General features: G+C 39.7%; 10 protein-coding genes. 1 reads left to right on the forward strand and 9 read right to left on the reverse strand.

Going from position 1 to position 14,008, the window contains the following annotated elements:
* Positions 1 to 43: 43 nt before the first annotated feature.
* Positions 44 to 1,024 carry a glycosyltransferase family 2 protein gene (locus tag VB733_RS11050; RefSeq protein WP_323340135.1) on the reverse strand — a complete coding sequence of 327 codons (981 nt, stop codon included), beginning with the start codon at positions 1,022 to 1,024 and terminating at the stop codon, positions 44 to 46.
* A 285-nt stretch (positions 1,025 to 1,309) separates the two neighbouring features.
* Entirely contained in the window at positions 1,310 to 2,284 is a 975-nt protein-coding gene (locus tag VB733_RS11055) for a glycosyltransferase family 2 protein (protein WP_323340136.1), read from the reverse strand.
* Here VB733_RS11055 and VB733_RS11060 point away from each other — a divergent pair.
* Positions 2,276 to 2,425, forward strand: a complete 150-nt coding sequence (locus VB733_RS11060; RefSeq protein ID WP_323340137.1) for a hypothetical protein — start codon at positions 2,276 to 2,278, stop codon at positions 2,423 to 2,425. The two genes, VB733_RS11055 and VB733_RS11060, sit on opposite strands and share 9 nt — an antisense overlap.
* Before the next feature lie 427 nt (positions 2,426 to 2,852).
* On the opposite strand, the gene hepA is transcribed toward VB733_RS11060, so the two are convergent.
* From hepA to VB733_RS11095, 7 genes are all read right to left on the reverse strand, one after another.
* Complete coding sequence (hepA, locus tag VB733_RS11065; protein WP_323340138.1) at positions 2,853 to 4,700, reverse strand: heterocyst formation ABC transporter subunit HepA; 1,848 nt, start codon at positions 4,698 to 4,700, stop codon at positions 2,853 to 2,855.
* A gap of 289 nt (positions 4,701 to 4,989) precedes the next feature.
* Positions 4,990 to 5,775 (reverse strand): heterocyst development glycosyltransferase HepC, encoded by a 786-nt coding sequence (gene hepC / locus VB733_RS11070; protein WP_323340139.1) that lies wholly within the window; start codon positions 5,773 to 5,775, stop codon positions 4,990 to 4,992.
* A gap of 1,045 nt (positions 5,776 to 6,820) precedes the next feature.
* Positions 6,821 to 9,058 carry a polysaccharide biosynthesis tyrosine autokinase gene (locus tag VB733_RS11075; protein ID WP_323340140.1) on the reverse strand — a complete coding sequence of 746 codons (2,238 nt, stop codon included), beginning with the start codon at positions 9,056 to 9,058 and terminating at the stop codon, positions 6,821 to 6,823.
* 25 nt (positions 9,059 to 9,083) lie between these two features.
* Positions 9,084 to 10,184 carry a glycosyltransferase gene (locus VB733_RS11080; RefSeq protein ID WP_323340141.1) on the reverse strand — a complete coding sequence of 367 codons (1,101 nt, stop codon included), beginning with the start codon at positions 10,182 to 10,184 and terminating at the stop codon, positions 9,084 to 9,086.
* A gap of 327 nt (positions 10,185 to 10,511) precedes the next feature.
* The gene (locus VB733_RS11085; RefSeq protein ID WP_323340142.1) at positions 10,512 to 11,825 is read right to left on the reverse strand and encodes an NAD(P)H-dependent oxidoreductase; all 1,314 of its coding nucleotides are present in this window, start codon (positions 11,823 to 11,825) and stop codon (positions 10,512 to 10,514) included.
* 211 nt (positions 11,826 to 12,036) lie between these two features.
* Entirely contained in the window at positions 12,037 to 12,600 is a 564-nt protein-coding gene (gene rfbC, locus VB733_RS11090) for a dTDP-4-dehydrorhamnose 3,5-epimerase (protein WP_096612181.1), read from the reverse strand.
* Positions 12,601 to 12,972: 372 nt separating this feature from the next.
* Positions 12,973 to 13,998: an SDR family oxidoreductase gene (locus tag VB733_RS11095; RefSeq protein ID WP_323340143.1), complete on the reverse strand. Its 1,026-nt coding sequence runs from the start codon at positions 13,996 to 13,998 to the stop codon at positions 12,973 to 12,975.
* Positions 13,999 to 14,008: the final 10 nt, after the last annotated feature.

Raw genomic sequence — 14,008 nt, forward strand, 5'->3', positions numbered from 1 at the left:
TATCAAAAATATGAATAAATATTTGCTATTTGGCGTTTGCTGTTTAAAATTTGGCAGTTACTTTTGTAGATGTAAAACTCAATAACAATCCTGCAATTGTTCGCCAACTAAAACTGTGATTGAGCGATCGCCAAAAATAAGGACGGGCTTCTTGGGGTAATTTAGCCCGCAGTAAACCAATTCCTAAAGTTGTGTTGATATGCCCCCAGCGCTCTTGAAAATGCGATCGCAATTCCTGCAAGTTTTCATCTGCCATAAATTGCTCATAACAGAAGATGTCTGCTTTGGCTTTACGGATTTTTGCTTGATAATTAGCACTCCCGCTTTGATTGGTATCTGTATTTTCGTGGGAACGATAGCGTGTGAGTTTGGCTGGATAGTAGTAAGCTCCAGCACCCGAACGACAGCAGAGGTAATTGAGATATATATCCCAAGAACCACCTACTTCCGCAGGAATCTTGTCCCAAGCGATCGCATCGTGACGAATTACAGCCGCAGTTGCAGTTGATACCGCATTATCAACTAGTGCTAGTCGATAAAATGGCTGATAAATACCTTCTTGTAAATCAGAACGTTTGTAAACGCTGGAATATTCCTGTGTCGCTTTGTCATCAATTACACCTTGAGCGTCAATAATGTAATGGTCACAAAAAGCAACACTCAAATCAGGATGAGCTTCCAGGGGAGGAATCAGTTTTTCTAAAAAGTCAGGTTCCCACACATCGTCATCAAGCAAAGCCGCTACATACTTTCCCCGTGCCATTTGAAAAGCTTTGAAAGTATTGGCAAACATACCAATATTTGTTTCGTTGCGAGAAAAGCGAATGCGTGAATCAGCAAATGACTCAACTAGCGCTTGAGGATTTTCGGGACTGCAATTGTCAGAAACAATTACTTCAATATTACGGTAAGTTTGGTTAACTGCGCTGGCAAGCGCTTCTTTTAAATAACCTAGACGATTATACGTAGGTGTAATAATACTTACTAGAGGTTGTTGCAAATTTATCTCATCTTTTATGACCATAAAGTTTTAATATCCAGACTCTTTCCATGGTAATTACAATGTCTTTTCAAGTTTATGCGTTTTTGGGTAGATTGATTAGTCATGAGTACGCACCTAAACAATAGCTTCATATACACAAAATTTGTGTGAGGAATCGAATGAGAAAATATGAGCGAATTGCAAACTGTGTAGTATTAATTACGTAGGGTTTTGCCTAATTACTGATTTAACCCAGTATCCTTTGGACTACTATCTGTTGGTTTAGTATTGTCATAAAACTAACGGCTAATAGCTATATAGACGTTTTTAACCTGTTTGGAGAATAACTTTAATCGCGGACATGAGAACAGGGGAAGAGGTACTGTACTTAAACCCTTGGAGAAGCATTACTATTGCTAAAGCTAATTCTCCCTTCTTCTTCAAGCTTTTGGCAGAACCAAGCGCTAAAAATGCACAATTTTGTTTGAGTTTTTTCGCGAGTTTCTGGTGCGACTCATCCGGTAGATAGGACAATATTGCTCTGATTGTATTGAAATTTTCTTGGATAAAGGTGCTTTTGTAGGCGTTGGTTGAGTTAGTTGAGTTTGAGTGTCTCCTCCACATTGCCAATGGTTGAGCTTCAAACCACATTGGGTAGTTAGCAAAAACTCGCACCCAAAATTCCCAATCACCGCTCATCCCGCATCGGGAATCATATCCACCTAATTTTTCGTAAACCTCACGTCGTACAACCGCAAGTGAAGGTACTGAGATACGGCAAAGTTCGGCAATTTTTTCAATCCATCTGGGAGGTAATATACCACTTTGAGATAATTCTAAACAGGAAAAACCTTCCCAATTTAACTTTTCATCAACAAATATGCTTCGACAAAATGCCGCTCCCAAGTCAGGATTTTCAATGAAAGGCTTTGCCAGTTTTTCATAAAAACCCTGACACAACAAATCATCGCTATGCAACAAATGAATTAACTGTCCGCGAGATAGTTCCAAACAGGTTTGAAAGTTTTTTACGCTACCTATATTTTCTGACTGACGAAAAAACTCTACCCGACCTTTTCCAAGTTCTTTAACAACAGCTTCCGGATCATCTTTGGTTGAGTGATTATCAACCACCATAATTTGCATAAAATCAACTCCTGGGTCTTGCATCAAGACAGTCGTCAATGTTTCCCGCAAAAGTTCTGCACAGTTATAAGTAGGAATCATTACTGACCACAAAGGACGTTTAATTCCTGTGGGAACGGGTTTAAGAGTTGGACAGTGAGGATTTTTTTGACTCATAGGATTGCTATTCAAAAGCTGGCGTACAAGCGATCGCGTGATATTAAGCAACGAGATGCGAAAGAATTGAGTATTAAGAAACCTCACTTATTCAGAGTTGGTTTTGTCTTAACATCCCAACAAAGCGAGGCAAGGAATTGAGTAACTTTTGGAAACTGCAAATAGATATTTGTTCAATTTTTTGCAGAGAAATCTACTTGCGGAATTTAATTCGCAAGGGACGAGAAAATTTATTTATCTCCTCAAAGGTTCTCAGAAAAGATGCGTATCAAACCGCATTCTTGATTTCTGCTGATGTCTGTATTCTGAATTGAGAATTCTATTTTATTTCTGCCAAATCGTAATATGTAATGTTTTGATACAGGATTGTTGTCAGTATATCCGCTCTGCTGAAGATTGACTAGTATAAATACATATATTAAATATCAACTTTATATATATAAGCTCTTTGTAAAGAATCAAAAGTTTAGCTCATGAAATTTCAATGTTTAAAACTCCGGAATTGAAGATTCTCAACTCCGAAGTCTTGAAATTAAACCTTGAAAATTACACTTTGAAAAGAGAAAAATTATCCCTTCAAACCAGACTCTTGTTGGAGTTGATAATATTTCCAAAACTTACCGCGAAGTTCTAATAAATCTGCATGTTGCCCTTGCTCGACAATATATCCGTTTTCCAGAACAACAACTTTATCTGCCTTAGCAATTGTGGAAAGTCGATGAGCGATCGCAATTACAGTTCTACCAAGAGATATGTTTTCAATTGATTCTTGAATCAACCGTTCGGAAACAGTATCTAAAGCTGCGGTAGCTTCATCAAGAATCAAAATTTCTGGGTTACGAATCAAAGCACGAGCAATGGCTATACGCTGTCTTTGTCCTCCCGATAAATTCACCCCACGTTCGCCAAGTATAGTATCCAATCCCGCCGGCATATCTTGGATGAATTCGAGCGCATTTGCCAATCTTGCAGCTTCTCGAATTTCTGCGTCTGTAGCATCTAGCTTGCCGTAAGCAATGTTATTTCGGATTGAAGTGTTGAAGATAAAAGTATCTTGACTAACTACAGCAATTTTCTCTCGATAGGAATTAATATCGAGCATTCGCAAGTCAACTCCATCGATAAATATCTGTCCTTCGATGGGATCATAAAAACGGGCAATTAAATCGGCTAACGTACTTTTACCTGAACCAGATTGACCCACTAATGCAGTCATTTTGCCACGTTCGATTGATAGCTTAATATTATGCAGAACTAAGTGATTGGGATCGTAGCCAAAATCAACCGATACTAAATCTATAGAACGCTTAAAGCCAGGAAAATGAATTTCACCATTTTCAAAGTAGGTTTTATTATCAGTTCTCAAAAATGTTTTCACATTTTCTAATGAACCTGCCAAAGTGCTTAAATAAGCTAGCGTACCATTAATATCTTGAATACTGGGAGTGACTCGAACTAGTACAAAGAAAAATGTTAATAGCGAGGAAACTGGAATAGTTAACTTAGTAAAAGAAACAATAATTAGGCAAATCATTGCTGTCATGATAATACACTCAGCAATCGGTTTCACGAATGTCCAAGCGTATGCAACCTTAATGGAAGCATTGAGTAATTTATTGCTCGTTTTGTAAAAGCGATCGCGCTCAAAACTTTGATTTCCAAATATTTGAACTGTACGCATACCATTTACCAGTTCAAGAGTATTGGTATTAAATAAGCCATTGGCTTCAGAAATCCCAAAACTTGCCTCTCGAACTCGACGATTTAGGGTGGTAAGTCCAGCCGCTAAGAGAGAAAAAACAAATATAGAAATAATTGTCATCTGCCACGATATATAAAAAAGGCAGATAAAGTACACTAGGATAACTAGACCTCGTGTAAATATAAAACCAATTCCACCAAATACTTGTTTCAGCCGCTCAATTTCCGTTGTCATGGTATTGACAATTTCTCCGGAACGGGATTCTGTAAAGTAACCGAGTGGTAATGCTTGTAATTGCTCAAACATTCGTTTTCGCAAACAATCTGCAAGAATTAACTCAGATTTTTCGGTGTATATTCCGGAAAAATAATTGAATACTGCACGAATCCAAGTGCTTACAAGAATCAGAATTGATATTAAATAAAGACGACTATTTGGGGATGCATCAGCACCTAAAACCAGAATAGAAACTTTACCAATAATTCCAGTTTGTTCAGCAGGAGAATTAGGATTAGTTAAACTTTGTAAGAAAGCAAGTAAAAAACTAATACTGACCCCTTCAAAAATGGCAGCAAATAATGTAAATATTACTGATAGGATTGTAATTTTGCGAAAATTTCTAAATTCTCTGAGAATCAAATAATTTTCTTGCCAAAATGTGGAAGCCTTGAGAATATTACGAACAGAATGCGGAAGTTTGAGATGCGTTAACATTTCCAAAACCGATGATAAATAAGCAAAATAACTATAGAAAAACCCTTGTAAAGTAAATTATCAAAATTGCTTTACAAAGTCGAATAGAACTAGTTGGGGCTGGCATCTAGTATAACGGGCATCAATCAACTTTGGAAATATTTTTTACTACGTGTACTGAGAACGCCGTTAATTTTAGAGATTGTTGAAAGATATACTTAAAATTGTGATCGAGAGACGTAATAGTATAAGTTACGAAGTTACTATACCCTTCCTAACTCTACCTACGTCCTCTCAACAATCCTCAGCTTTACATGGTTTGACTATCTAAATGTAAGATATTGGTTTCTGTGTCTGTTTCGATTTGCCACAGAGCTGCAATACCAGGAATTTGATTCAGTTGCTTTTGCTCTGTTGTGCTGAGTTTGAGTGTATCTTCTAATTTCCAGTTGCGTCGTCCAGTTAGATTCATCTCCCCACGCAGAACATTGAATAGCAGGGGCAAATTATCTAAACCAGACTTACGCATCCAGTGAGCGATAACTTTAGAGGAAGGTGCATTAGTATTTTCAGTAAATGCGGTGCGAAACTTAATTGCTCGAAATAATCTGCCTCTTTCTCCCACATACCATTCACGCAAAAATAATGACTCTGATGAATACATACGAATTATCGCCATTAATCCCAGCAGAATCGGACTAGCTGCAAGTAAAAATATAAATGCAACAATCCAGTTTAAGGCAAACTTCAACCACTTAGCCAACACAAGATTCTGTTTGGATAGACTATGGGTATTTGGGATAGTCAGAAATAATGGCTTCTGTGCTTCTTCGCAAGCATTTGCCCATAATCTGAGTTTTGCTTCGCCTAACCTTGTATCGATGCGAACTAAGTGTGTCGAGGAATGTTTTAGACATTCGACTAAAGATTCATGTGTATCTAGCGTCGCTAAGTACGGTTGTTTGTTTTGCCCAATAGGTTGAACAAGAAGCTGTCCTCGTCGCCACTTTAAAGTGCAGTAAGAGGAACAATTGTTCTGTTCTTGCTGGGCAGATGCATAGTAATTCCGCAAATTGGCGATTATTGTGCTTGTCATAAATTTATTCAGACTTATAGTGATGTAGATAATTCGTATAATGGCGATAGCCTTCAAATCAAAGATTTGCAGCCATTTTTGCTTGCCGAGAAGGCTCATGGATAACCAGAGTACACAAGTAATAGACTTGCTATAGTCAATTTTTGATATGTTTGTTGCTAGCTTTCAAAAGCAAAGAACTGAAAGCTAGCAACAAGTTGTGTCTTTGCAAAAACTATCTGGTGTTAATATTTACCAGTATTTTTAGCAATTTTGCTCTAGGAGCTTTTTTACTTAATTAGGTTGACTAATCTAGTTTTACTTTTTAGAAAAATACACAAAAAGCAAAATAACATTTTCAGATTTATCTAAAAAATATTTACTCTCTGGTTTTTGGAGAAGTAGATTTAATAACTAGGATATAAGAACGTGTAGTAATAAGCATTCGCTAGCTAGCTTCTTTATTTAGTCTTTAAACAAAAACTCTCTTTTAACTGAAATTATTAAGTTATGATGAATCATTGACTAGTGCAAGTACGTAACGTTTATCCGCCAATCTGGAAGCTATTTTCAAGAGTCGCATAGTATTGATGAAGTATTGGTGAAAGTTAATATTGTTAGCTGTTTGAATAATTATTGAGATATAAATTTAATTACTAAAAATTTGATAATTGTACGAATTTAATTAATTTCAATTAGTTTGTTTTCAAATTCCAAAAAGAGTTTTTCAGCTTGTTTGCGAGATAAAAAATATCAAACGATAAAACTAAAAATACTAATTTTGCCAATAAAACAGTTGATTTTGTAGTGTTTAATTTTATAGTTGACACTTTTTATACTTTATAGAGTTTTGTACTGACTCACACTATATTTGCAACCAAAGCTTGTGATTAAAAAATTCTCCACCTTGGTTATATCGTCAGTATCTTAGCTGAACCTAAATAATTACTGGTTTGAATATTTTAATACTCAAGCGATCGCACGGAAACCTACCTGACGAAATTTAAGTGGAATTTTGTCATGGCAGGAGCTTCCGCGCCATAGTGATAATTAATACTATGGAATTTTATTTCTCGACCGCTTCTTGGAGAGCAAATCTATCTTGTCTGGGATAGGGAATATAAGTGCTAGAGGCATTTGAGACTCCATTGGCGACAACCCCAATTAAGTTCAACTTACTGAGCATTGCCGTTGCTTGGGATAATTGGGTGCGGGTGACACGACCGATACTTGCTACCATCACCGTACTACGACATGCAGAGCCAGCGAGTAAAGCATCAACTAGCCCCAAAACAGGAGGTGCATCAATCAGTACCAAATCATAGTTCTCTTCAAATGCAGCCATCAGCTGTTTCATCCGAGGGGAACTGAGAAGATTGGCAGGATCGGCAGGTGTTGGTCCCGCAGTTAGAATATCAATGAATGACGAACCTGATGATTGCAGATTAATTTGGTGGGATAAATCGGTATCACTTGCCAATAGACTGGAAAGCCCTTGTTCGTTGGGCAAGTTCAGCTGTTTGTGCAAAGTTGGTTCACGTAGATTTGCGTCAATCAAGAGTACACGTTTGTGTAAGCGTGCTGCACTCATTGCTAGTCCCAAAGCCAGAGCTGATTTACCCTCATCGGCTAAAGCTGAAGTAATCATCATTGATTTGATAGTCGCAACTGTATTTACAAGTTCAATATTCTTGTAAATTAAATCTAAAGACTCCCAACGGGGTGGTGATTGCAGGACTTGAATTGTCCAGGGTGATGTGGCTTCTGGTTTTCCAAAAGGTAACTTAATTATGGATTCTCTGGTTTTGGCGGGTGGTAATTTGGGAGTTGTACCCAACAATGGTAAAGCCATTTGTTTTTCTAACTCAGCTGTCGTGTGAACTGAGTCGTCAGAAGCTTCGCGCATTGCTGCGGCAATTCCACCCAAAATTAATCCCACAACTCCACCTAACATCAAGTTTTGTTGGAGGTTTGGACCCACAAAATCACCAGGTGCAGCTTTTTCAACTACTTTCCAATCAAATTGTCCTTTATCAAGTTCTTGGCGTAATTGCTGTTCTGTTCTCACCAACTGCTCATAACGCTCGCGGGTGAGTTCAGCCGCCGGTTTCAGACGATTATATTCAGCTAGCAGGGCGGGGAAGCGTTTGAGGCTGTTGCGTAACTGCTCCTGTTTTTCTCCCAGGCTTTGATAGCGTGCCCGCAAACCCAATATATTAGTTTGATTTTCCACAAGTTGAGCGGCAAGGTTGAGGTCAATTTGGCTATCGTTACCTTGACTGCCAATGCTTTGTGCTGTGGCAACTGCTACATTTGGATTTTGCCCTAAAGTTGCGCCAGCTTCCTGTTGCAAGAGTAATTGCTGTCTTTGTCTTTGTTCAACTAGCTTTCTAACGCTGGGGGCTTCTTCGGTAAAGCGGAGGCGTTCTTTTTCCAGTTCTAAGTCAGTTTTCTGAATTTCGTTGAGTAAGGATTGATAGCGGGTGGATTGGCTTAAACGTGCCGAGACAAGGGCATTTTGCGGGGTTCGTTTGAGTTGACTTTGTAACGAATCATAACGAGCGATCGCTTCTTGGTATTGAGCGCTGACGTTGCGTTGGTCTTGCTCAACCCCTGTTAAGGATTGTTCTAAGGTTTTGGCTTCGGCTTCCGGATCAGTTAAATTTTGGGTTTTACGGAACCGTAATAGTCGGGATTCGGAGTCAGTTAATTCTTTGCGAACTTTATCTAGCTGCTCGTTAATGACTTTCAAACCCCTTCTGAGGCGCTCATTCTGCTGTTCTTTGTTATAGTCCAGATAAACTTTTTGCAGGACTTCGAGCAGGCGCTGAGTTTTGATTGGGTCGTTTCCAGTAATCTCTGCTAGGAAAATTTTTGTGGCGAGGTTATCTTCTTTTTCCTTGATTTGGGATAGCACTAACGAACGTTTAACTCCAGCTACCGTCAAGTCTGGATATTCACCCTTGAGTACATCAACGGCTTTTTCGATATGTTCGCTATTCCGCATCAGGTTGAGTTGAGTTGCCGTATCTACCTGAAAACTGGGGTCGATCGCTTGGTTTGCTTGGTTTTGATTAGCATCGCCCTGAGCTTTACCTTGATAGTTGGGTTCAACTAACAGCTGCATTGAGCTTTTGTAGGTTGGTGGCGTTCTTTTGCTAAGTATGCCTGCGATCGCGATCGATGACAGGAAAACTGCTAAGAACCAAGGAAATCTGCGTATTAAAACTGCTAACAACTGCCCATATCCAGGGTCGTTGTCAGCAGATGAATGTAAGGCTGGATTGACTGTGGTTTGAATCACGTTTGCTATCCCTCAGCGAACAAAGTCAATTTAATAATTGATAAGATTTACAAGCTTGGTCGATAACTTGTTCGACCTTGCTAAAAAATGCCTGCTCCGAAAAATTCATTACCGCATGATTACGGATATTTTCGTAGTCCCAATAGATTTCCCTGGATTCAAGTAAGGCTGTTTGTAAGGATTCTGGGGTTTGCCGCTTAAAAAATACACCTGTTTTTCCGGGTATTTGAGTGTCTAACACTCCACCCGCTCCAAATGCAATCACGGGTGTTCCACTAGCATTTGCTTCGACTGGAACTAATCCATAATCCTCCAATGCTGCCACAATTACCGATTTGGCGTTAGCAAATAGCTGAGTGCGCTGTGCATCAGTTACATGCCCGACAAATTCGATATTTTTTAATGCTTTCGCCTGCAAGCGATCGCGCTCCGGCCCATTCCCTGATATCAACAGCCGCCATCCCAGCCAGTTAAAAGCTTCGACTATTATATCAAGGCGTTTGTAGCTAATCATCCGCGCCGAAGCCAGATAGTATTCTTCTTTGCTGTCTGAAAATAGAAACTTGCTGGTATCTATGGGGTAGTTAATGACTATGGCTTCTTTTTTGTAAATATCTTTAATTCTTCGAGCGACTACGCTGGAATTAGCAATATAAAGGTCTGGCTCTTGTGCGTATGTCATGTCAACATTACGCATCATCTGAAATACCTGTTCGATTAGAGGAGCAAAGTAGCGATAGTCTCCGTATTCCCGTAAATAGGTTTCTGTATCCCACAAAAACCGAGTGACATTGTGGCAAAAGCAAATATGTCGGGCTGTTGGTTTTTTGCGTACTGCTTTTGCAAAACTAGTGCTACTGCTAATAATTAAATCGTAATCTTGTAAATTTAGGGCACGAAATGCCGGAAAATATAAAGGTGCCATTAAGCGAAAATATTTAGCTGCCCCTGGTACTTTTTGTAAAAAAGTAGTGTTGACAATTCTGTCTCCCAGGTCAATTGTTTGCTCGGCATCGTAAACGGATGTAAATATATCGGCTTCAGGATAGCGCTTACATAGTAACTCAAATACGCGCTCTGCCCCACCACGCTGGGTTAAATAATCATGGACGAGAGCAATTTTCATAAAACTTCCCTAATCAATTTGTCTAAATGTTGTTTTCATCTCAGTGGGAAAGTGCTGCAATATACCTTTTGCTATTGATTGTCAAAGTTTGTATGTACATGGAAAATCAATAATAGTTTTTAAATATAAATCAGCACTTATAGGGAAATAGCATATTCATGCAGCTATCTAAATCAAGCGTGTAGACTTGCAGTAGTCAGCATCCTATACATCATATGGTCACTTGCAGTATTTGAAGCGGAACAATGCCCGATTTTTACAGAGATTTCAAACTTCCATAGTCAAATATAAATAATTCGCGACTACTGCATCACACGCGATCGCTCGCTAGCCAACTGCTACCATTGTTTTTTGAGTGGCAAAGTAGGCATCTTGCTCTGCCCGTAGTTTGTCACAAAGCCTACCCTGTGGTAATTCTACGTCATCATAGGTCAGAACTTGGTCTTTGGGAATATCGCGTTTGAGACGGCATCCTTCAGCTAATCCCATGGGCAGCAATTTTTGCTGGAGTGTAATTGCGGAAGTTTCACACTGTCCGTAAGTCATGTAGTAACCGATACCATCTAAGGTCTCCCCAGCTTTGAGATCAATTTTGGCGGTGGTGACAACATCAACTAATGGTTTTCCTAAAGGTGCCAAAATGTAGTCTTGGAAGAGGACAACACGGGCAACCGAGAGGGGAACTTCAAAGTGACAGAGATGGTAGGGTGTGTAGAAGCTGTAAAGTGGTCCTTCACCAAGCTTATAGAGATTCAAATAATGTTGTTGTTTGGGATCATCATGAGTCGCAAACACAAATACACCGGGACCAGGTTTTGCCCCGACAACATAATCAACGATGCCACCTAATTTTTTGAGTTGCTCAACATCATACATGCTGGTCATTTCATCCACATGACCTCTAAAGTCATATCCCAGCATTCCTCGTTTTGCCACTGTCATGCCTGTGGCGTTAGCAACGATCGCCTGCTCAAAAGATATTTTGGTGCCATCGGCAAAGCTTGTCACCATACTCGGTTTTTGTCCCCACTGTTTGGCAAAACCTGCTTGAGTTGTGGGGTTACGATATGGGTCTTGTAAGCCTTTGATGTTGCCACATAGTAATGGGGTTAAGCCAATGCTTTTGACAAAACGATATAAATTGAGTTGGACTCCGGGTTGATCGCCATCACAGCCGGTGAGAATAACTCCAGCTTTGTCAGCATAGACCTTGAGGATGGCTCCAATAGTACCATCGAGTTCTGCATTCATCATGACCACATGTTTGTGGTGAGCGATCGCTTCCATGACTACATGGGTACCAAATTCGACTGCACCTGTAACTTCAATGAGAGCATCGATTCCTGCGGCACGGCAGAGCAGCATTGCGTCTTCCGTAACTACATACTGTTGTTGGGCGATCGCATTTTCTAAATCGCTGACTGTGGTGACAGTTTGAAATTCTGTAATCCCTGCTTCTGTATAAGCTCGCTTGGCAGCATCAAGATTACGATTGGAGATGGCAACCAACTCCATGCCGGGAACTGAATTAGCAATTTGATTGGCAATTCCTCGTCCCATAAATCCAGCACCAATCATCCCAACGCGCACGGGCTTCCCAGCTTCTTGGCGAGCTTTTAAGGCGTTATCAACAATAATCATGAGTTTGTCGCTCCATAAAAATTACTTTCGTATAGGGTCTTTCAAGATAACCGCTTACCAACATCCGGGAAATAATGACTGGTTGAGATTTTGCCTCCGCAATTATCTTTTTTAATCTATTGCGATCGATTTGTGCAAATTAAATTACTTGGCGGTGTGCAGAATTTTTCCAAAACAAGTCGATGAGCCATTGACTTGTCTGGAAATATGATTAACTGATCTGGGATAGTTCACCACCTACTGACATCATCCGTAATAGGGGCCAATTTGTATCCTTCTCAGAAATTTCTGTGACTTCGAGGGGCCATTGGATATTAAAAAATGGGTCATCGTAACGCAAGCCACGCTCATAACCAGGAGTATAAAATTCGCCGACTTGATAGACTACTTCGGCTTCATCTGTAAGTGCTTGATAACCATGGGCAAACATTTCGGGGATGTACAATGCGCGGTGATTATCGGCTGTGAGTTCGACACCAAAGTGTTGTAAAAATGTGGGGGAATCAGGACGCATATCGATGATTACGTCGTAGATTGCGCCCTTGGTGCAGCGTACTAGTTTTGTTTCTCCTGCTGGGGGAATTTGGTAATGCATTCCCCGTAATGTTCCTTTTTTGTAGTTAAAGGATAAATTACATTGGGCAACAACTGGTTTTAAGCCATGTTGTTCAAATTCCTTGGCACAAAATGTCCGAGCAAAAAAACCACGGTGATCGTGTTTTTCTTCCAGGTCAATAGTAAATGCACCTTTGAGTTCTATTTCTGCAAAAATCATGGGAATAAACCTCAACAGTAATGAATATTAAATGCTAAAACACGCTTATATTCAAGATAAATGCGGCTCTTTTATTAGGATAGAATGCTTTATCTTAGATAATATAAAAATACAAACAAGTTAGGCTTTCTCTATGCAAACTTATATTTTTTGGATCGAATAAAGGAAAAACAAGATAAATTTGTCAATAGAATATGACAGATAAATTATCTTTTCAAAATTTGGGAACATCTTGTCTCAAAGAAAAGATTTATTGCAATCCTTGGTTTAATTAGTGTAATTTTCGTTCCTGATAAATATGTTGCTCAGACGGAGATGTAAATTTGTAGCCAGCACTTGTTGATAGCAACTTCAGCACTGACTACAAAATCACTATTTCACCCAGAAGAAGTCTTTATCAATTTGTTGGGTACGAATTAGGTATTCAAGTTGCTTCAAGCGAGTAAAACCTCTGGAAGTAAAGGTTTCTTCAGTCATGTCAATTTGCTTGAAGACATCATATAGCTGTTGTGCGCCACGTTGAGCATTCCAATCGCATTTGAAACCTGGTAAAACGGTGTTGATTTTCTCAAAAGACACTCGATAGCTACGGTTATCTGCGCCATTTTCGCCAAAGCTGAGTTGGCAACCTGTGAAAATATCAGCGACAGTTTCGGCAATTTCCTTAACGCGGTAATTATTGGAGGTGTCACCAACATTAAATATTTGATTGTGAACGATATCACGAGGTGCTTCTAAAGCGCAAACAATCGCTTTGCAGATATCCAAAGCATGAACCAAAGGTCGCCAAGGTGTACCATCGCTAGTCATTTTAATTTCTTTGGTTGTCCATGCCAATCCTGCCAAGTTATTTAAGACGATATCAAACCGCATCCGAGGTGAAGCACCGAAGGCTGTGGCATTTCGCATGAAAGTAGGAGAAAAGTCGTCATCAGCAAGGGGTTGGACATCACGTTCCACTAAAGTCTTACATTCTGCATAGGCAGTTTGGGGATTGACTGGAGATGCTTCGGTGACATCGCCTTCTGTGGCAACACCGTAGACACTACAGGAAGACATATATACGAAGCGGCGTACTCCTGATTCTTTTGCCAGTTTGGCAAGACGTACAGAACCTTTATGGTTAATATCGTATGTAATGTTAGGTGAAAGTTGACCTGTGGGATCGTTTGATAGCTCTGCCATGTGTACGATCGCTTCTACCCCTGCTAAGTCCTCGCTGGTAATATGGCGAATATCTTTATTTAATGTTTTTGCGGTAATGTCAGTGCCGTTGTACAACCAACCGACTTTGTAGAAACCGGTATCCACACCAATAACTTCATGTCCGCGTTCAATTAACAGAGTGGGGAGTAGGGAACCTAAATAACCTTCAGTGCCAGTGACGATAACTTTCATTTTGTGTTAA

The sequence above is a fragment of the Calothrix sp. UHCC 0171 genome, assembly GCF_034931845.1.
Taxonomy (GTDB): Bacteria; Cyanobacteriota; Cyanobacteriia; order Cyanobacteriales; family Nostocaceae; genus Brunnivagina.